23 protein-coding genes are annotated in these 18,752 nt (G+C 68.1%); 5 read left to right on the top strand and 18 right to left on the bottom strand.

All coding sequences use genetic code 11. The annotated features are described in order from the left end of the window. Window position 1: 1 nt before the first annotated feature. The 11 genes from IEY14_RS03675 to purC form a co-directional block, all read right to left on the bottom strand. On the bottom strand, window positions 2–1,279 hold the full coding sequence (locus IEY14_RS03675; protein WP_373288900.1) for a multidrug effflux MFS transporter: 1,278 nt from the start codon (window positions 1,277–1,279) through the stop codon (window positions 2–4). A 191-nt stretch (window positions 1,280–1,470) separates the two neighbouring features. Continuing rightward, window positions 1,471–1,809 (bottom strand): Grx4 family monothiol glutaredoxin, encoded by a 339-nt coding sequence (gene grxD, locus IEY14_RS03670; RefSeq protein WP_188906830.1) that lies wholly within the window; start codon window positions 1,807–1,809, stop codon window positions 1,471–1,473. A gap of 82 nt (window positions 1,810–1,891) precedes the next feature. Further along, complete coding sequence (locus tag IEY14_RS03665) at window positions 1,892–2,128, bottom strand: BolA/IbaG family iron-sulfur metabolism protein (protein WP_188906829.1); 237 nt, start codon at window positions 2,126–2,128, stop codon at window positions 1,892–1,894. A 92-nt stretch (window positions 2,129–2,220) separates the two neighbouring features. Continuing rightward, window positions 2,221–2,607 carry a type II toxin-antitoxin system death-on-curing family toxin gene (locus IEY14_RS03660; protein WP_188906828.1) on the bottom strand — a complete coding sequence of 129 codons (387 nt, stop codon included), beginning with the start codon at window positions 2,605–2,607 and terminating at the stop codon, window positions 2,221–2,223. A 4-nt stretch (window positions 2,608–2,611) separates the two neighbouring features. After that, window positions 2,612–2,797 carry a hypothetical protein gene (locus tag IEY14_RS03655; protein ID WP_188906827.1) on the bottom strand — a complete coding sequence of 62 codons (186 nt, stop codon included), beginning with the start codon at window positions 2,795–2,797 and terminating at the stop codon, window positions 2,612–2,614. Between the two features lie 67 nt (window positions 2,798–2,864). Beyond that, entirely contained in the window at window positions 2,865–5,096 is a 2,232-nt protein-coding gene (purL, locus tag IEY14_RS03650; RefSeq protein WP_188906826.1) for a phosphoribosylformylglycinamidine synthase subunit PurL, read from the bottom strand. A gap of 20 nt (window positions 5,097–5,116) precedes the next feature. Beyond that, window positions 5,117–5,524 carry a hypothetical protein gene (locus IEY14_RS03645; protein ID WP_188906825.1) on the bottom strand — a complete coding sequence of 136 codons (408 nt, stop codon included), beginning with the start codon at window positions 5,522–5,524 and terminating at the stop codon, window positions 5,117–5,119. After that, the gene (locus IEY14_RS03640) at window positions 5,521–5,916 is read right to left on the bottom strand and encodes a hypothetical protein (protein WP_188906824.1); all 396 of its coding nucleotides are present in this window, start codon (window positions 5,914–5,916) and stop codon (window positions 5,521–5,523) included. Before IEY14_RS03640 ends, IEY14_RS03645 begins: the two co-directional genes overlap by 4 nt. Continuing rightward, complete coding sequence (gene purQ / locus IEY14_RS03635; RefSeq protein WP_188906823.1) at window positions 5,913–6,593, bottom strand: phosphoribosylformylglycinamidine synthase subunit PurQ; 681 nt, start codon at window positions 6,591–6,593, stop codon at window positions 5,913–5,915. The genes IEY14_RS03640 and purQ overlap by 4 nt, the downstream gene beginning before the upstream one ends. A gap of 11 nt (window positions 6,594–6,604) precedes the next feature. Then, a complete protein-coding gene (gene purS, locus IEY14_RS03630) occupies window positions 6,605–6,847 on the bottom strand; it encodes a phosphoribosylformylglycinamidine synthase subunit PurS (RefSeq protein WP_188906822.1) in 243 nt (80 codons plus the stop codon). A 70-nt stretch (window positions 6,848–6,917) separates the two neighbouring features. Continuing rightward, on the bottom strand, window positions 6,918–7,682 hold the full coding sequence (gene purC, locus IEY14_RS03625) for a phosphoribosylaminoimidazolesuccinocarboxamide synthase (protein WP_188906821.1): 765 nt from the start codon (window positions 7,680–7,682) through the stop codon (window positions 6,918–6,920). 250 nt (window positions 7,683–7,932) lie between these two features. Here purC and IEY14_RS03620 point away from each other — a divergent pair, with 250 nt between their 5' ends. Together IEY14_RS03620 and IEY14_RS03615 are read left to right on the top strand one after the other, a co-directional pair. Continuing rightward, window positions 7,933–8,247, top strand: a complete 315-nt coding sequence (locus IEY14_RS03620; protein WP_308422004.1) for a DUF1476 domain-containing protein — start codon at window positions 7,933–7,935, stop codon at window positions 8,245–8,247. A 7-nt stretch (window positions 8,248–8,254) separates the two neighbouring features. Then, window positions 8,255–9,022 (top strand): HpcH/HpaI aldolase family protein, encoded by a 768-nt coding sequence (locus tag IEY14_RS03615; protein ID WP_188906820.1) that lies wholly within the window; start codon window positions 8,255–8,257, stop codon window positions 9,020–9,022. Here the strand turns inward: IEY14_RS03615 and IEY14_RS03610 are convergent. Then, window positions 9,012–9,596, bottom strand: a complete 585-nt coding sequence (locus IEY14_RS03610; protein WP_188906819.1) for an RBBP9/YdeN family alpha/beta hydrolase — start codon at window positions 9,594–9,596, stop codon at window positions 9,012–9,014. The two genes, IEY14_RS03615 and IEY14_RS03610, sit on opposite strands and share 11 nt — an antisense overlap. Window positions 9,597–9,629: 33 nt before the next feature. After that, complete coding sequence (locus tag IEY14_RS03605; protein ID WP_188906818.1) at window positions 9,630–10,526, bottom strand: MBL fold metallo-hydrolase; 897 nt, start codon at window positions 10,524–10,526, stop codon at window positions 9,630–9,632. A gap of 137 nt (window positions 10,527–10,663) precedes the next feature. Between IEY14_RS03605 and IEY14_RS03600 the strand changes: the two genes are divergently transcribed. Further along, window positions 10,664–11,494: an isocitrate lyase/PEP mutase family protein gene (locus tag IEY14_RS03600; protein ID WP_188906817.1), complete on the top strand. Its 831-nt coding sequence runs from the start codon at window positions 10,664–10,666 to the stop codon at window positions 11,492–11,494. Between the two features lie 16 nt (window positions 11,495–11,510). On the opposite strand, the gene IEY14_RS03595 is transcribed toward IEY14_RS03600, so the two are convergent. Both IEY14_RS03595 and cls read right to left on the bottom strand, forming a co-directional pair. After that, window positions 11,511–11,930 (bottom strand): VOC family protein, encoded by a 420-nt coding sequence (locus IEY14_RS03595; RefSeq protein WP_188906816.1) that lies wholly within the window; start codon window positions 11,928–11,930, stop codon window positions 11,511–11,513. 7 nt (window positions 11,931–11,937) lie between these two features. Then, window positions 11,938–13,377: a cardiolipin synthase gene (cls, locus tag IEY14_RS03590; protein ID WP_188906815.1), complete on the bottom strand. Its 1,440-nt coding sequence runs from the start codon at window positions 13,375–13,377 to the stop codon at window positions 11,938–11,940. Between the two features lie 155 nt (window positions 13,378–13,532). On the opposite strand from cls, the gene IEY14_RS03585 reads away from it, so the two are divergent. Beyond that, window positions 13,533–14,306 (top strand): endonuclease/exonuclease/phosphatase family protein, encoded by a 774-nt coding sequence (locus tag IEY14_RS03585; protein ID WP_188906814.1) that lies wholly within the window; start codon window positions 13,533–13,535, stop codon window positions 14,304–14,306. A 145-nt stretch (window positions 14,307–14,451) separates the two neighbouring features. Then, window positions 14,452–15,099 carry a hypothetical protein gene (locus tag IEY14_RS03580; RefSeq protein WP_188906813.1) on the top strand — a complete coding sequence of 216 codons (648 nt, stop codon included), beginning with the start codon at window positions 14,452–14,454 and terminating at the stop codon, window positions 15,097–15,099. Window positions 15,100–15,105: 6 nt separating this feature from the next. On the opposite strand, the gene purB is transcribed toward IEY14_RS03580, so the two are convergent. The 3 genes from purB to IEY14_RS03565 all read right to left on the bottom strand — a co-directional run bounded on the left by purB (window position 15,106) and on the right by IEY14_RS03565 (window position 18,571). Next, window positions 15,106–16,413 (bottom strand): adenylosuccinate lyase, encoded by a 1,308-nt coding sequence (gene purB / locus IEY14_RS03575; RefSeq protein WP_188906812.1) that lies wholly within the window; start codon window positions 16,411–16,413, stop codon window positions 15,106–15,108. 89 nt (window positions 16,414–16,502) lie between these two features. After that, window positions 16,503–17,531 carry a P1 family peptidase gene (locus tag IEY14_RS03570; protein ID WP_188906811.1) on the bottom strand — a complete coding sequence of 343 codons (1,029 nt, stop codon included), beginning with the start codon at window positions 17,529–17,531 and terminating at the stop codon, window positions 16,503–16,505. Further along, window positions 17,528–18,571: an ABC transporter substrate-binding protein gene (locus IEY14_RS03565; RefSeq protein ID WP_188906810.1), complete on the bottom strand. Its 1,044-nt coding sequence runs from the start codon at window positions 18,569–18,571 to the stop codon at window positions 17,528–17,530. The genes IEY14_RS03570 and IEY14_RS03565 overlap by 4 nt, the downstream gene beginning before the upstream one ends. Window positions 18,572–18,752 lie beyond the last annotated feature (181 nt).

Below are 18,752 nucleotides of genomic sequence, written 5' to 3'. Positions count from 1 at the left end.
CTCATTCGGCCGGGGCCTGCGCCTCGGCCTCGGCGAGATGCGCATGAACCTCGCGCGGGCGGGCGAAGAGCCGCCCGCGCTCGGCGACGAGCACGCAGACCAGCGAGCCGAGCGAGAGGACGAGGAAGCCGCCGAAGAGTGGCCGGAGCGTGCCGTCGAAGCCGGCGCCGATCAGGGCGCCGAGAATGCCGCCCCCCAGCGTCTGCATGAAGCCGAGCACCGATGAGGCGGTGCCGGCGACATGGCCGAGCGGGTCCATGGCGAGCGCGTTGAAGTTCGTGAAGATGAAGCCGAACATCCCGAACGAGACGATGATCAGGACGAGGAAGAGCGGCAGCGGCGGCACGCCGAAGATCGCCGCCGCCAGGAACTGCAACGCCGACAGAAGCACGAAGATGCACAGCGCGCCATGCGACAGGCGGCGCATGCCGATGCGCTCCACCAGCCGCGAATTCGTCAGCGAGGCCGCCGCCATGAACAGCGCCGAGGCGGAGAAGTAGAGCGTGAAGAGCGGCCCGATGCCGAAGATGCCGGTATAGACCTGCTCCGCCTGGTTGATGAAGCCGAAGAGGCCGCCGAGAATGAGCGCCGTCGCCAGCGAATAGCCGAGCGTGCGGCGGTTGCCGAGCACGATGCGGAAGGACTCGGCCGTCGCGCGCAGGGTGAGCGGGCGACGGTCCTCGGGATGCAGCGTCTCCGGCAGGCGCAGCGCCACCCAGAACGTGACGAGCGCGGCGAAGAGCCCGTTCAGGACGAAGATCTCCTGCCAGCTGCCGAAGGCCATGATCGCGACGCCGATATTGGGCGCGATGATCGGGATGGTCATGAAGACCATCATCACCAGCGACATGACGCTGGCCATGCGCGCGCCGCCGAAGCAGTCGCGGACGATGGACGTGGCGAGGACGCGCGTCGCCGCCGCGCCGATCCCCTGCATGCAGCGGAAGAACAGAAGCGCGCCGAAGCTCGGCGACATCGCCGCGCAGAACGACGCCGCCACGTAGATCGCGAGGCCGACGAAGAGCATCGGCCGGCGGCCGAAGCGATCCGACAGCGGGCCATAGACGATCTGCGCCCCGCCGAAGCCGAGGATGTAGGCGCTGATCGCCAGCTGGCGCTGGTTCTCGGTCTCGACGCCGAGCGTCGCGCCGATCTCCTGAAGGGCGGGAATCAGGATGTCGATCGCCGCGGCGTTCAGCGCCATCAGCGAAGCGATCATGGTGACGAGTTCCCAATAGGGCAGGCGCTGCGCTGCGCTGGGGCGTAACGCTTCGGACATCGCGGATCCTTCCGGGTTGCCAGCACCAATTACGCCCGGGGGCGGCTTTTGCAAGCGCGAGGAAGGCGCTGCGTCGCGAGAGGCGATCACATCCTCCGAAGCCGGCGAGACGCGGCGTGACCGGAAGGCTCAGACGACAAAAGGCCCGCGAGCGTTTCGCGGGCCTTTGGAATGCGATTGGGGAGATGGGATCAGGCGGCGGCGGGGGCCAGGGCGACGCCCTTCTCGGCGAAGAACTCCTTCAGCTCCTCGGCTTGGAACATCTCGCGGACGATGTCGCAGCCGCCGACGAACTCGCCCTTCACATAGAGCTGCGGGATGGTCGGCCAGTTGCTGTAGATCTTGATGCCTTGGCGCAGGTCGTCCGAGGAAAGGACGTTGATGCCCTTATACTCGACGCCGATATAGTCGAGGATCTGTACGACCTGACCGGAAAAGCCGCATTGCGGGAAGGCCGGCGTGCCCTTCATGAAGAGGACGACGTCGTTGGACTTCACCTCGTTGTCGATCCACTCGTTGATGCCGCTCATCGCTTCTTCCTGCTCTGCCGGGTCGCGCCCGGATCGGGTTTCGGCCCCATAGATACGATGCCGGGCCGCGAATTTGAATGGGTCAGGGTTTCGGCGCGCTCGTCTGCAGCGCCAGGGCATGCAGGACGCCGCCCATGTTCCCCTGGAGCGCCTGATAGACCATCTGGTGCTGCTGCACCCGGCTCTTGCCCCGGAAGCTCTCCGCCACGACTTCGGCGGCATAGTGATCGCCATCGCCCGCGAGATCGCGGATCGTCACCGTCGCGTCGGGAATCCCCTGCTTGATCATCTTCTCGATGTCGTTCGCGTTCATCGGCATGGGCGGGCTCCGTATCGCGACTCCGGCGAGGATTCACCGCAGCTTTCGAAAAGGATAGGCAGAGCGGCTGGGGTGATCAATCGGGCGCCTCCCTAAAGAGGCTGCGAGTTCAGACGCAGCCAGTCCGCGAGAGCCGTCTCACCCAGATCGCCGGCGGCCAAAGCCTGCCAGGTGATCAGGAGTTGCTCGGGCGGAACCACCACCGTGCGGCCGTTGAGTTCCAGGACCGTCAAGGCGACGACAAGCGATGTCCGCTTGTTCCCGTCCAAAAAGGGATGGTTGCGTGCCAAGCCGAAGCCGAGCGATGCGGCGATGTCGCAGATGCCGACAGCGCGCCCATAGGTGATGAGGTTGTCCGCCCGCGCCAGCGCGGATTCCAGAAGGCCTTCGTCCCGAATCCCTGCCAGCCCTCCATGCTCGGCGATCTGCTCCGCATGAATCTGGAGCACGTCGGACTTTCCCAGAAGAAAGACCTTCACGTGCCTACTTCGCCAGCTCTCTCAACACGCCATGGTATCTCGCCATCACGCCACGCGCGGCCTTCATGACCTGCTCGCGCGGCGCATGCTCGACGGAAGGCTGCTCCAGCGGGCGAAAGCTGGAAGCATCGTTCTCTTCGCGGCGAGAGCCATTCTCATGGGCTTCGTCGTTGCGGTGATCCCGGTCCATCGTCCTCTCCAAGCCGTCTTGCCGGCTCGGAGCGGAATATACGCCTTTGGCGCCCGCCTTCCAAGGCTCAGGCGGCGGCCGCGCTCGGCACGACTTCGCCGGACATATAGGCCGGGAACCAGCTCTCATGGGCGATCGTCAGGTCGGCGACCGCGACGTCGACGGCCTCGCCGATGCGCAGCCGTCCGTCTTCCGTCACAATGCCGAGGCGGCGGAAGGGCAGGCCGGCCGCCGCGCCGCGCTCGGTGACATCCGGCGCCGCCTCCATCGGCACCGCCAGGATGTAGCGCGCCTGATCCTCGCCGAAGAGCGCCGCATGGAGCGGTTCATGCGTGTCGCCGAGGGTGGCTTCCGCGCCGAGGCCGGCGGCCATGCACATCTCGGCCAGCGCCACCGCGAAGCCGCCATCCGACAGATCGTGGCAGGCGGAGACCTGACCGGCGCGGATGAGACCGCGCACGAAATCGCCATGGCGCTTCTCGGCATCGAGATCGACACGGGGCGGCGCGCCGTCCTCGCGGCCGGCGATCTCGCGCAGGTAGATCGAGGCGCCGAGATGGCTGCCCTCGCCGCCGACGAGGAACAGGGCGTCGCCCGCCCGCATGCCGCCGATGCGCGCCGTCTTCGTGCGGTCCTCGATCAGCCCGACGCCGCCGATGGTGGGCGTCGGCAGGATCGCCTGCCCCTGCGTCTCGTTGTAGAGCGAGACATTGCCGGAAACGATCGGGAAGGCGAGGGCGCGGCAGGCCTCGCCGATGCCTTCGATCGCCTTCACGAGCTGGCCCATGACGCGGGGCTTCTCGGGATTGCCGAAGTTGAGATTGTCCGTCGCCGCGATCGGCTCGGCGCCGACGGCGGTGAGATTGCGCCAGCATTCGGCGACGGCCTGGAGACCGCCCTGATAGGGATCGGCCTCGCAATAGCGCGGCGTCACGTCGCTGGTGAAGGCGAGGGCCTTGGTCGGATGGCCGTCGACGCGCACGACGCCGGCATCGCCGCCCGGCCGCTGCAGCGAATTGCCCTGGATCAGCGTGTCATATTGCTCGAAGACCCAGCGGCGCGAGGCGATGTCCGGCGAGCCCATCAGCTTGACGAGCGTGGCGCTGAGATCCGCCGGCACCGGCAGGTCGGCGGCATGGACGAGCTTCGCCGGCTCCGGCTCGATCCAGGGCCGGTCATATTCCGGCGCCTCGTCGCCGAGCTCCTTGATCGGCAGGTTGGCGACCTCCCGGCCCTCGAACAGGATGCGGAAGCGCAGGTCGTCCGTCGTGCGCCCGACCACGGCGAAGTCGAGACCCCATTTGACGAAGATCGCCTCGGCCTCTTCGTGCTTTTCCGGCCGCAGCACCATCAGCATGCGCTCCTGGCTTTCGGAGAGCATCATCTCGTAGGGGCTCATCCGCGCCTCGCGCGCCGGCACCTTGTCGAGATCGAGCTCGATGCCGAGATCGCCCTTGGCGCCCATCTCCACGGCCGAGCAGGTGAGGCCGGCGGCGCCCATGTCCTGAATGGCGACGACGGCGCCGGTCCGCATCAGTTCGAGACAGGCTTCGAGCAGGCATTTCTCGGTGAAGGGATCGCCGACCTGCACGGTCGGGCGCTTCTCCTCGATCTTCTCGTCGAATTCGGCGGAGGCCATGGTGGCGCCGCCGACGCCGTCGCGGCCGGTCTTGGCGCCGAGATAGACGACGGGCAGCCCGACGCCTTCCGCCTTCGAATAGAAGACCGCGTCCGTCCGCGCGAGGCCGGCGGCGAAGGCGTTGACGAGGCAGTTGCCGTTATAGCGCGGATGGAAGTTCACCTCGCCGCCGACGGTCGGCACGCCGAAGGAATTGCCGTAGCCGCCGACCCCGGCGACGACGCCGGCGACGAGATGGCGCGTCTTGGGATGATCGGGCGCGCCGAAGCGCAGAGCGTTCATCGCCGCGATCGGCCGCGCGCCCATGGTGAAGACGTCGCGCAAGATGCCGCCGACACCCGTCGCCGCGCCCTGATAGGGCTCGATGAAGGACGGGTGGTTGTGGCTTTCCATCTTGAAGATGACGCAGAGCCCGTCGCCGATATCGACGACGCCGGCATTCTCGCCCGGCCCCTGGATCACCCGCTCGCCCTTGGTCGGCAGGGTGCGCAGCCAGCGCTTCGAGGACTTGTAGGAACAATGCTCGTTCCACATGGCCGAGAAGATGCCGAGCTCGACGATGGTCGGCTCGCGGCCGATCAGCGCGAGAATGCGCTCGTATTCGTCGGGCTTCAGACCATGGGCGGCGACGAGTTCCGGCGTGATGGCGATGGCGGACATGGCGGACTCTTCGAGAACTGTCAGGTCGCGACCCAGCGCCGGCCGCTGGCGCGGCAGACGGCGGTGTCGGCGGGGGAACGCAGGATGGTGTTGTCGTCGGCGGCTTGGCTGATCGCCTCGTCATAGACGCGGCGGGCGAAGACGAGGAGGGCATAGTCGCGGCCAGCGCGCAGGCAGAGCGCATAGCCCTCCGGTCCCTGCGAGACGAAACCGGCCGTCCGCTCGGCGGCACGCCGACGGAAGACGATGCGCGCCGTCTCGCGGGCATAGCGGATCTCGGTCGGGCTCAAGGCGGGCTCGGCGGCCCCTTGCGAATAGGCGGCCGGCTCGACGCGCCAGTCGAAGGTCTCGTAGCCGGCGCTGGCATAGAGGCAGCCGGAGAGCAGCGCCGGGATCGCGGCGAGACCCGCGACGGCGCGGCGCCTCACGCCGAGCATCCCGTGGCGCCGCCGTTCCAGCGGCGGATGTCGCCGGAGACGCGGGCGGCGAGGGCGCCGTCCATCACCGGGCCGTAGGTGGCGATCTCCGACGAGCCGTCGCGCCCTTCGACCACCAGAAGCGGTTTCGCCTCCGGCCGACCCTTCGGCACGAGCAGGATGCGCGGCCGGCCGGAGAAGGAGGAGAGTTCCGGGGCGAGGCTGTAGCCGGAAAAGGCCGGGTCCTTCGAGCGGAACCAGCAGCGATTGGCGGCGAGCGCGACGCGCTCCATCCGGTCGAGCGCCGATTGGGCGCGTGGCGGCGGCGGCGATTGCCGCGCCGTCGAGCAGGCCGAGCCGAGAAGCGCGACGACGGCCAGGAAGATGGTCGTCAGCCGCTTCACGCGGCGAGTCCCTTCACGAGGCCGAGCGCCGCTTCGAAGATCCCGCGCCCGTCGGTGCCGCCATGGTCCGGCTCGATCAGGTTCTCGGGATGCGGCATCAGGCCGAGCACATTGCCTGCCGCATTGACGATGCCGGCGATGTCGTTGACGGCGCCGTTCGGATTGGTGCCCTCGGCATAGCGGAACACGACCTGGCTCTCACCCTCCAGCCGGGCGAGCGTCGCCTCGTCGGCGAAGTAGTTGCCGTCGTGATGGGCGACCGGGCAGCGGATGATCTGGCCCGGCGCATAGGCATGGGTGAAGCGCGTCGCCGCATTCGCGATTTCCAGCTTCACCTCGCGGCAGACGAAGCGCAGCGAGGTGTTGCGCATCAGGGCGCCCGGCAGGAGGCCTGCCTCGCAGAGGATCTGGAAGCCGTTGCAGACGCCGAGCACGGAGACGCCCCGCGCCGCCTGTTCGGCCACCGCCCGCATCACCGGCGAGCGGGCGGCGATGGCGCCGCAGCGCAGATAGTCGCCATAGGAGAAGCCGCCCGGCACGACGATGAGATCGACATCGGGAACGACCGTGTCGGTCTGCCAGACGGTGACGGGCTCCCGTCCCGAAATGCTGCGCAGCGCCGCGATCATGTCGCGGTCGCGATTGAGGCCCGGGAGAAGAACGACGGCGGATTTCATGGCGGCCTCCGTCAGGCGATCTCGACCGAATAGTTCTCGATCACCGTATTGGCGAGGAGCTTGTCGCACATGGCGGCGAGTTCGGCCCTGGCCTTATCGCGGTCCTCGCCTTCCACTTCGACATCGAAGACCTTGCCCTGCCGGACCGAGCCGATGCCGGAGAAGCCGAGGGTGCCGAGGGCTCCCTCAATGGCCTTGCCCTGGGGGTCGAGAACGCCGTTCTTCAGCGTGACGACGATGCGCGCCTTGATCACTTGATAAGCCTGTCCCGGGAATAGACGAGTTTCAAAGCCGATGCCGGCCGCGGCTCCTTGCGCCGCCGCCTTACTTGACCAGCACCGGCCCCGTGGGGCGGGGCGGTTCGTTCTCGTTCATGATGCCGAGCCGGCGCGCCACTTCCTGATAGGCCTCGACGAGGCCGCCCATGTCGCGGCGGAACCGGTCCTTGTCGAGCTTCTCCTGCGTCTGGATATCCCAGAGGCGGCAGGAATCGGGCGAGATCTCGTCGGCGACGATGATCCGCATCATGTCGCCCTCGAAGAGACGTCCCGTCTCCATCTTGAAGTCGACGAGTTGGATGCCGACGCCGAGGAACAGGCCGGACAGGAAGTCGTTGACGCGGATGGCGAGCGCCATCACGTCGTCGATCTCCTGCGGGGTCGCCCAGCCGAAGGCGGTGATGTGCTCTTCCGAGACCATCGGATCGTCCAGCGCGTCGGCCTTGTAGTAGAACTCGATGATCGAGCGCGGCAGGACGGTGCCTTCCTCGATGCCGAGCCGCGTGGCCAGCGAGCCGGCGGCGATGTTGCGCACCACCACTTCGAGCGGGATGATCTCGACTTCCTTGATCAGCTGCTCGCGCATGTTCAGCCGACGGATGAAATGCGTCGGAATGCCCATCCGGTTCAGATGGGAGAAGATATATTCGGAAATGCGATTGTTGAGGACGCCCTTGCCGTCGACGATCTCGTGCTTCTTCTTGTTGAAGGCAGTGGCGTCGTCCTTGAAGAACTGTACGAGCGTGCCGGGCTCCGGCCCTTCGTAAAGGATTTTGCCTTTGCCCTCGTAGATACGGCGGCGACGTGTCATAGATTAGCGCTCTATCCGGATTGAGACGCCTGGCCGGAGGCGTTCGAAAGGTCGATCTCGTCCGCGTGAATAGACCATACGGCCTTGCGAAACAATGCTCGCCCGTCGCGGGCTCCCGGCCGCCTCCCCGGATTCGTTCCAATTCGATAGAATTGCAGCTTTTCGCTTGGCCGAATGGCAAGAGCTCAATGGCATCTTCCCTCCTGTCGGGCGCAGTCAGCGCCACCCACCAGGACGAGGCAGACCGACCATGATGCGTGAACGCGAGCGCGCCTTCGAGAATCGTTTCGCCCATGACGAGGAACTGAAGTTTCGGATCACCGCGCGCCGCAATCGGCTGACCGGTCTCTGGGCCGCCGAGAAGCTCGGCCTTTCCTCCGACGATGCCACGCTCTATGCTCAGGACGTGGTGAGCGCGGCGTTGCAGAAGAACGGCAACGAGCGGCTCTTCCAGAAGATTCGCTCCGACTTCGATGCCGGCCGCATCGAACAGTCCGATCATCGCATCCGCCGCCGGATGGACGAGGACATGCTCGAGGCCCAGCGTCAGGTCCTCACGGAATAAGGATCGGATGCCGCTTCCCGCCCTTCGCGAACGCCTCGCCGAGACGCTGACGCTCTCGGCCTGGTCGAGCCTCGCCGATCCGCTCGTGCACGAGGCCCTGCTGCGCTCGCCCTTCGCGGCGATCCTTCTCGACATGCAGCACGGGTTGCACGACACGGCGAGCGTCGCGGCGGGCGTGGCGGCGGCGGCACGGCTCGGCAAGCCCGCGATCGTCAGGGTGCCGATCGAGGATCGGGCGATGGCGGCGCGGGCGCTGGATCTCGGCGCTTCCGGCGTCGTCATGCCGATGATCGAGACCCCGGCGGAGGCGGCCGCCTTCGTCGCGGCGGTCAAATACAGCCCGGAGGGCCTGCGCTCCTTCGGCCCGTCCCGCGCCGTCGATCTTCACGGCTATGCCGGGCCGGACGACTACATGGCCGTCGCCAATCGCGAGACGCTGGCCTTCGCCATGATCGAGACGCGCGCCGCGCTGGACGATCTCGGCGCCATCCTCGCCGTTCCCGGCCTCGACGGGGTCTTCGTCGGCCCGTCCGATCTGTCGATCGCGCTTTCGCCCGAGGGGCGGCGCGATGTCGGCGGGTCCGCGACGCGCGCGGCGATCGCACGAATTCTCGAAGCCGCGAACGCCGCCGGCAAGCTCGCGGGCATCTATGCGGCGAGCGCCGAGGAGGCGCGGCTCTATGTCGAGATCGGCTTCCGCTATGTCTGCGTCGCCTCGGATATCGCCCTTCTAAGAACCGGCGCGGCGGAACTCGTCGCCGCCGTCACGTCGTAAGGTCCGGCCGGGGAAGCGGATCGGTCGACAGGCGCGAGACGAACTTGCCGAAGGTGAGCAGCCCTTCCGGCCACGGCCCGTGGCCGCTTTCCGCATCGATATGGCCGGAATTGCCGGCATCGAGAATCAACGCGCCCCAGGCATGGGCGATGTCCTCGGCGACCGCATAGTCGCAGAACGGATCGTTCTGGCTGGCGATCACGAAGGACGGAAAGGGCAGCGGCTCGCGCGGATAGGGGCCGAAGGTCATGAGATGCTTCGGCCGCAGCTTCGGATTGGCGACATCGGGAGGCGCGACCAGGAAGGCGCCCGCGACATGGTGCCGGAAATGCGGCACCGCGAGGACGGTGGTCGCGACCCCGAGCGAATGGGCGACGATGACGACGGGCCGGGTCGAGGCGTTCACCGCCTCGGCGACGGCCTTCACCCAGTCCTCGCGCACCGGCTTCGACCACTCGGCCTGTTCCACCCGCCGCGCCGTGGAGAGGCGACGCTCCCACCGCGTCTGCCAATGCTCCGGCCCGGCGCCCTTGTAGCCGGGAACGATCAGGATGTCTGCCTGGGATACGCGCATGGAAGCGGCAGATGCAAAGGGCGAGGGGTGAAGTCAAGCACCCGTCTTCTCGCCGTCCCGAAGTGAGTCCAGTCGAGTTCGGATCGTCGCGCGCCGATTGCTCGCATGGCACCGGCGATAGAAGGCGAGCACCGCCGTCTCCGCCGAGGTGAAGTCCGGCACGAGATCCTCGAAGGCGAGCCCGGGCAAAAGAGCCGGATCGTCGGCCGCCAGGCGCGTGTCGGGCATGGCCGCGACGCGCGCCGCGAGTTCGTCGAAATAGTCGATATTGCGCTGAACGAGCTCGGGCGCATGAGTGCGGCCATGGGCGGGCAGCAGGAACCGCGCGTCGAGGCGGCGGAGCCGATCCAGCGAAGCGCGCAGATCGGCCAGATCCTCGGGCGCCTCGCTCCACACTTCCGGGATCGGATACTCGACGGCATCGACCGCCAGACACGTGCGGAGCTCGGGGATCCAGACCGCGACGTGATCCGGTGTGTGGCCGGGCGTATGGAGGAGTTCGAGGGTGAGATCGCCGCCATGCAGCACCATCGCGCCGTCGAAGCCGATCGTCGGGGAGACGAGCTCGACCTCCCCGAAGCGGTTCTCCTCGCCGCGCTTGTCCCGCAGGGTCGCCGATGTTTCGGGGGCGGCGAAGCGCCGGAAGGCCTTGGCATGCGCGAGGATCGGCGCCTTGCCGGCGATCGCGGCATTGCCCCAGAAATGATCCCAGTCCATGTGCGAATTGACGACGACCAGCGGCTGGCGCTCGGGATCGACGCCAAGGCGCCGCAGGGCCTCGCGGCACAGGCTCGGCGTGCTCAGCGTGTCGATCAGAACACCGAAGCGTTCGGTTCGAACGAACACCGCATCCACTTCGTCGCCGGCCCGCAGCACGGTGATGCGCTCGTCGAGCCCGGGAGGGAAAACCAGATCGATCGAGATCGGCAAGGGTGGCATCCTCCGAGAGCGACGGGACCGGCGATTTCGGCCAGCGGAGGAGCGTTGGGTCAAAGACGAGCGAGGCGCAAGGCTGTTCCGCCTTTGTTCGAATCGCGCTAGGCTCTTCGCGATGGGAGGAAACGGCCATGGTTTCGCAGATCGACAAGCATCGTGCCTTCGTGGAGCTGCATCGCCGGCCGGGCGCCTTCGTCATTCCCAATCCCTGGGATGCCGGCTCGGCGCGCATTCTCGCCGCGCTCGGCTTCGAGGCGCTGGCGACGACCAGCGCCGGATTCGCCTTCTCGGCCGGGCGGATCGACGCGGCGACGGCGATCTCGCGCGAGGCGCTTCTCGACAATGCGCGGGCGATCGTCGAGGCGACGGATCTGCCGGTCTCGGCCGATCTGCAGAACGGTTTCGGCGCGGCGCCCGAGAGCTGCGCCGAAACGATCCGGCTCGCAGTGGAGGCGGGGCTCGTCGGCGGCTCGATCGAGGACGCGACCGAAGATGCCGCCGATCCCATCTTCGAACTGGAGCTTGCCGCAGAGCGCGTCGCGGCGGCGGTGGAGGCGGCGCGCGGTCTGCCTTTCGTTCTGACGGCACGGGCCGAGAACTATCTGCACGGCCGGCCGGATCTCGATGATACGATCCGCCGCCTCCAGGCCTTCGAGAAGGCGGGCGCGGACGTGCTCTATGCGCCGGGCCTGCGCGATCTCGATGCGATCCGCACCGTCTGCTCCGCCGTGTCGCGGCCGGTGAACGTGGTGATGGGCCTCACCGGCGCCCGCTTCACCGTCGCGGACCTGGCCGAGGCGGGCGTGAAGCGGATCAGCGTCGGCGGCTCCTTCGCGCGCGCCGCCCTCGGCGCCCTGGCGCGGGCCGGCCGCGAGGTGCTGGAGGAGGGCACGTTCACCTATGCGGACGAGGCGATGTCCGGGCAGGAGGCGGCGGCCTATATGCGCGACGAGCCGGCCTAGACGCAGCGCCGATCCGTTAGCCGATCGCGCGTTCGCCGAGCGACTGGACCGGACGGACGAGATAGCCGTCGGGATCGGCGACTACGAGTTGCCGTTGCCCGGCCTCGCGCTCGCCGGTGCGATACCATTTCTCTTCCATCGGCAGGGCGAGCTCGATGCCGGCCGCGTCGAGGCGCGCCGCGATCGCCGCGACATCCGGCACCTCGATCTGGAGGTTCAGACCGACGCCGAGCGGGCCGGCAAGGCGTTCCGCCGTCTCGAAATCGCGGCCGATGCCGATCTGGTCGAGCATCAGCTCCGCCGATCCGAGTTCGAGATAGACGAAGCCCTCGTCTTCCCGCCCATAGCGAATCGAGAAGCCGATGAGGTCGCGGTAGAAGGCGGTGCTCCGCCGCCAGTCGGTGACGGAGAGTTCGGGAACGAGGGTCGGGCTCATCTCCGGCCTATAGCAGGGGGCTGACGAGACGCATCGCGTTTTCGGCGAGGCGCGTGAAGAAGCCCCGCTTGTCCCATTCCTCGATCGTCAGGCGGCGGCTCTTGGCGCGATAGTCGTTCTCGATCCGGCGCAGCTGGTCGACCACGCCGGCATCATAGACGACGAGCGTCACTTCCGAATTCAGTTCAAACGAGCGGCGGTCGATATTGGCCGAGCCGATCAGCGCGATCTCGTCGTCGATCGACAGGTGCTTGGCGTGCAGGAAGCGCTCGCGATAGAGCATCACTTCGACGCCGGCATGCAGCAACTCGTCGTAATAGGAGCGCTGGGCCTGATCGATGAACAGGCTGTTGGTGGTGGCGGTCATGAAGAGCGTCACCTTCACGCCCTTCTCGACCGCCGTGCGCAAGGCGAGGGAGAGCGGCTCGTTCGGAATGAAATAGGGCGTCGTCAGCACCACGCGTTCGCTCGCCGCATGGATGAGATCGGTGATCAGCGTGTCGATGCGGCTGTCGGGATGGTCCGGCCCGCTCGGCAGCACCTGCGCCTTAGCCTTGCCGGTCGTCGCCTCCGGCCATGGCATCACGTCCTGGCCGGAAATGTCCTCGTCGGTTTCGAGGAACCAGTCGCCGATGAAGACCGACTGGAGTTCGAGCACGACCGGGCCGGTCACCCGCGCCATCACCTCGCGATAGAAGGTGTTCGGCTCGTATTCCATGCGATGCATGTTCTGGGAGCCGACCCAGCCGACGCGCCCGTCGATCACCACGATCTTGCGATGGTTGCGCAGGTCCGCCCGCGTCGCCCGCGTCCAGATGCGCAAGGGCAGGATGAGATGCACCTCGACGCCGGTGCCCGCGAGGCGGCGCACGATCGCGCTGCGGCGATGGGCCGAGCCGACGGCGTCGATCAGGAGGCGGCATTTGACGCCGCGCGTCGAAGCGCGCTCCATGGCGTTCAGCAGGCGGTTGCCCGCCTCGTCGTCCTGCAGGATGTAGAACATCACATGGACATGGCGGCGCGCCGCCTCGATATCGCCGACGATGCGGTCGACCACGCGGTTATAGTCGGCGTCGAGCTGGATGCCGTTGCCGGCGGTGCAGGGCAGCTGCCCCAGCGAGCGCACGAGCCGCGCCGCCGTGCGACTCTTCGGCGGCAGCGTCGCGGCGGCATCCGTCGCATCGGCCGGAATGTCGAGCGAAGCGCGCTTGACGAGGCTCGGCACCGACTTGATGCGCTCGCGCCGCCATTTCGGGTGCCGGGAATCGCCGATGAGGAAATAGAAGGCCAGCGCCGCATAGGGCTGGAAGAAGAACAGGAGCAGCCAGGCCTGGGCCGCGGCGGGCGAGCGGCGGAACGGGATGACGATGAGCGCGCCGAAGACGATGCTCCAGGTGACGAGCGCGATGCCGACCGACCACAGGCTCCCTTCGAAATGGCTCGTCACTTCATCCCTCGGTCATGCCTCGCGGCTCGGCGCCGTTCGCGCCGACGCTTGCCGCTCCCGCGCCGCAGCGCATATGGGGCACGGGGCCGGGCTCGACAGCCGGCCAAGGATCGGAAGCGCGGCCCGTCGCGCCGTCCGACGGGAGGAGGACCCCGATGATCCGGATCGTCTACGCGAATCTCGGCTATCTGCGGGAGATCGACGGCTCGCTCGCGCATCATATCCGGCGCATGCATCACCATGTCTTCACGCCGCGCGCCGCGCAGCTGCGCAGCCTGGCGCTGGTCAAGAACACTCTGCGCGAGCTGAAGCCCGATCTCTCCTGCTTCGTGGAGATCGACCAGGGCTCCTTCACCAACGGCTTCTTCGACCAGTTTCCCGTGCTGCGCGAAGATCACCATCTCACCGGCACCATCGACAACAAATACAGCGCCACGCGCAAATACCGCCGCCTGTCGGTCTCGCGCGGCAAATCCAATGCCTTTCTCGCCAATCGCACGGTGGACTTCACCCGCCGCTATCTTGACCACGGCAAGAAGCGGCTGGTCTACGATATCGATATCGAGGGCATCCGCGTGATGGTGGTGCATTGCGCGCTGCTGAAGCGTACCCGGCTGCGCCAGTTCGAGCAGATCGCCGGCTGGATCGCCGAGCGGGAAGGGCCGACCATCGTCGTCGGCGACTTCAACGCGATGTCGGGCGAGGGCGAATTGGAGCCGCTCCTGCGCGGCGGGCGGCTGATCCATGCGAACCGCCTGCTCGGGCCGACCTTCCGCTTCGGCCCCTGGCGGGCGGCGCTCGACACCTGCCTCGTCTCGGCCGAACTCGGCGCCCGGTGCCGGATCGAGATCCTCGACCAGCCCTTCTCGGACCACAAGATGTTCAAGATCGACGTCGCGGCGGAAGAGCGCCAGGCGCTCGCATCCTGAACCGCGATCCTTTGCCGGCGTGGCGAATGGCGCTTGCGCGACGAAGCTTTGCGATCCTAAGCGCTTGGCCGGTTTCATGTCGTTCGTGTGACGGCATGGCCGATGCGAAGGGCCGGCACCTTGCCGGCGGCAAGGGATCGCACGCATGCCGAAGGCCGCTTCCAGACATTCCCTCGCCGGAAGGGGGGAACCGGCGGGCGGTGCCCGGTCCTGGCGGATCGGCGATCGGCCGAGCGCCCGGCGCTGGCTGATCGGCTCGGTCGTCGGGGTCGGTCTCGGGCTCGTCTTCGCGGCGGCCTCGGACGCGCTTTCGGTCTCGGACGCCTTCTTCGACGAGAACGGCCCGATCGAAAGCCTTCAGGCGCTGCTTCTGGCCGTGACGACGCTGGTCTTCTGCTGGAGCGCGTGGCGGAGCACGGATTCGAAGGCCTTCTTCAGCCTCTGCATGGCCGGCGCCTCCTTCGTCGCGACCCTGCGGGAGGTGCCGCGCTGCGGCGGGCCCTATGCGGCCGGCGATCTCTGTGTGCCGCAGACCGACAAGGACATCGCGCTCGCGATCGTCGGCCTCGCCATCCTCCTGGTGATGGGCTTCAGCCGATGGAACTGGCGCGATGTCCTCGATCTCCGCAATCTTCGCTATGTCTGGATCACCGGCCTTTCGGCGCTGACCCTGGCGCTCGCCGAAATCGCCGAGCGGGTGCATCTGCCGCGTGTCGAGGAGAGCGTCGAACTCGTCGCCTACGCTCTTCTCGCCATCGTCGCGCTCCGCCTCGTGGCGCGGATCCGCGACTGAACGCGATCAGGCCGCGCCGAAGACCCGGGCGAAGATCGTCTCGACATGCTTGGTGTGATAGCCGAGGTCGAACTTCTCGCGGAGCTCCGCCTCGGGCAGGGCGGCGGTCACTTCCGGGTCGGCGAGGAGCTCGGTCAGGAAGTCGGCGCCCTGTTCCCAGACCTTCATCGCGTTGCGCTGCACGAGGCGGTACGAATCCTCGCGGCTGAGCCCGGCCTGCGTCAAGGCGAGCAGCACGCGCTGCGAATGGACGAGGCCGCGGAACTGGTTGAGGTTCCTGTCCATCCGTTCCGGATAGACGAGCAGCTTGTCGATGACGCCGGCGAGCCGCGCCAGCGCGAAATCGAGCGTGATCGTCGCGTCCGGGCCGATATAGCGCTCCACCGAGGAATGCGAGATGTCGCGCTCGTGCCAGAGGGCGACGTTCTCCATCGCCGGCATCGCGTAGGAGCGAACCATGCGGGCGAGGCCGGTGAGGTTCTCCGTCAGCACCGGGTTGCGCTTGTGCGGCATGGCGGAGGAGCCCTTCTGGCCGGGCGAGAAATATTCCTCCGCCTCCAGCACCTCGGTGCGCTGGAGATGGCGGATCTCGGTGGCGAGCCGTTCGATCGAGGAGGCGACGACGCCGAGCGTCGCGAAGAACATCGCATGCCGGTCGCGCGGGATGACCTGGGTCGAGACGGGCTCCGGCTGAAGGCCGAGCGCCTTCGCCACATGCTCCTCGACGCGCGGATCGATATTGGCGAAGGTGCCGACGGCGCCGGAAATGGCGCAGGTCGCGACCTCCTCCCGCGCCGCGACGAGGCGCTTGCGGCAGCGCTCGAACTCGGCATAGGCCAGCGCCAGCTTCACGCCGAAGGTGGTCGGCTCGGCATGGATGCCGTGCGAGCGGCCGATCGTCACCGTGTCCTTGTGCTCGAAGGCCCGGCGCTTCAGCGCCGCCAGCAGCGCGTCCATGTCGGCGAGAAGGATGTCGCTCGCCTTCACCAGCTGCACGTTGAAGCAGGTGTCGAGCACGTCCGAGGAGGTCATGCCCTGATGGACGAAGCGGGCGTCCGGCCCGACGATCTCGGCGAGATGGGTGAGGAAGGCGATGACGTCGTGCTTGGTCTCGCGCTCGATCGCGTCGATCCGCTCGATGTCGAAGACCGCCTTGCCGCCCTTTTCCCAGATCGTTTCCGCCGCGCTCTTCGGGATGACGCCGAGCTCCGCCAGCGCGTCGCAGGCATGGGCCTCGATCTCGAACCAGATGCGGAACTTGGTCTCCTGCGACCAGACGGCGGCCATTTCGGGCCGGGAATAGCGGGGGATCATCGGGCGCTCGCCTATTCGCACGAATTGCGGGGGAACATACCTGCGCTGAAACGGGTATGGCTGCGCTCTAACAGAGCGGGGCGCTCACCTCAAATGGCGTCTCGCGCGGCGGTGAACGCGCGCCAGGCCGGCACGCGGTCGCCGGCGGCGGGCGTCGCGGCGAAGACGCCGCGCGCGATGGCTCTCGCCATGGTCGCGGTCGCGGCCGCCGCGAGCTCGATTCGCGCCGCGCCCTCCAGCGCGACGCCGCTCGTCCCGGTCGAAAGCCCGAAGACGAGATCGCCGTCGAAATCCGTATGGCTCGGCCAGAGCGCCTGGACGAAGCCGTCCTGCGCCGCGACGGCCAGCCGCTTGGCGCCGGCCTTGTCGAGCACCGCATCCGTCGCGACGATGGCGATGGTCGTCGCCTGCAAGGGGCGCGGCGCGAGTTTGGTCAGCGGCAAGGCGCCGTCCGCCGGCCAGGGCGCTGGCAGGCCGAGACCGCCGAACTCGCCATCGATCTCGAAGGGCGCGGCGCGGAAATGCGGCCCTTGGCCGACCAGCGGCGAGCCGACGGCATTCACCGCGACGAGCGCGCCGACCGTGACGCCGCTCGCCAGGACGGCGGAGGCCGAGCCGAGGCCGCCTTTGACGAGGGCGGTCGTCGCGCCGGCGCCGGCGCCGTGGCTGCCGATGGAAAAGTCGGGGCCGGCGGCTTCCGCCGCACGCCAGCCGAGCTCGCGATAGGGCGAATGGCGACCCCAATCCTTCGCCCCGCCATTGGCGAGATCGAAGAGGATCGCCGCCGGCACGATCGGCACGCGGAAGCCCGCCACCTCGAAACCGCGTCCGGCCTCGCGCAGGAAGGACTGCACGCCGCTCGCCGCGTCGAGCCCGAAGGCCGAGCCGCCTGACAGCACCAGCGCGTCGACGCCCGGCACCAGCTTGTCGGGCGCGAGGAGATCGGTCTCGCGCGTGCCCGGCGCGCCGCCGAGGATCTCCACCGCCGCGACGCTCGGGGCGTCGAGCAGAAGGGCGGTCGTGCCGCTCTTCAGCGCCGCGTCCTCGGCACTGCCGACCCGCAGGCCGGCGACGTCCGTCATGAGATTGCGCGGTCCCGGGCGCCAGGGAGGGGTCATCCCCCGGTCTCTTCGCGGAAGTCGCGGCCATTGAAGCGGAAGGTGCGGAAGAGCGCGAGATCGCCGTCGCCATTGGCGTCGAAGCGTACCGGGCCGAGACCGGTCGCGAAGCGTTCCGCATTCAGCGCAGTGGCGGGCGGCTGCCCATTCGACGCCGCCGCGATCGCGATTTCGGTCGCGGCGAAGGCCGGGCCGAAATAGCCCTGGCGCTCGACATTGTCGGTGCCGACGCCGCGCGTCAGGCCGGGAAAGCGGTCCTGCGGCGCCGTCGCCAGCGTGTCGACCGGCAGTTCGGCCGCCTCGTTCGGCTCGTCGAGCAGGGATTCGCCGCCGAGAAGTTGCAGCGCCTGGCCGTTCGCCGCCGCGTCGCGGGCGATGACGGCGGCATCCGCCCGCTCGCCGAGGACGACGAAATGCGTCACGCCGGTGCGGGCGAGGCGCCGGGCGAGGCCGAACTGCTTTTCCTCCGCCGGCCGATAGGTGTCGAGCGCGAAGGGCTTCAGGCCGCCGGCTTCGAGCTTCTGCCGCAGCGCGTCGGCGAGGTCGCGCGCATAGACCGAGCCGTCGTCGAGAATGCCGAAGGGCAGGTCGCGCCAGCGCGCGGCGACGAGGCTCGCCAGCGCATCCGCCTCCGCGTGGGACGAGGGGGCGAGGCGCCAGACGAGATCGCCGGTCTTGCGCCGCTTGGCGGTGAAGCGGTCGGCCCGCACGCCGACATCGAGCGTCGCGATGCCGGCCTGGCGCAGGATCGGCAGGGCGGCTTCCAGCGCCTCGGTGCAGAGAAAGCCGACGACGATGCCGACCTTTTCCGCGACGAAGCGGTTCGCGGCGTTCCGGCCGCCTTCGGCGGTGCAGGCGGTATCGGCCTCGACCAGGGCGGCCCGGGAGCGCGCGGCGAGGCGGGCGCCCTCGCGCAGCTGCGTGCCGAGAACGGCGTTGGGGCCCGACAGAGGCGCCGCGACGCCGATTCGCGGCGGCTCGGCCGCCTGGACCTGGGTGGCGAGAAGGAGGCTCGCCAGAAGGGCGCGTGGGACAGTCATCGGCCCCATCCTAGCGGAAGAGGCTTAAGAGATGGAGCCCGAAAGCATGGCGATCCCCTTCGGACGCCTGGGGAATCGGCGCGCCGCGACAGCGGCGAGGGTTGCGCCGGCTTTGCCTATCTGCGACGCAGGCTCGGACGCCTTCCGTCCGCGCTTCCAGGACCCCGGCGTCACGGCGTCT

The sequence above is a fragment of the Aureimonas endophytica genome (assembly GCF_014642635.1).
Taxonomy (GTDB): domain Bacteria; phylum Pseudomonadota; class Alphaproteobacteria; order Rhizobiales; family Rhizobiaceae; genus Plantimonas; species Plantimonas endophytica.
The sequence above is the reverse complement of the archived record's forward strand: the minus strand, read 5'-3'. Positions and strand labels throughout refer to the sequence as shown.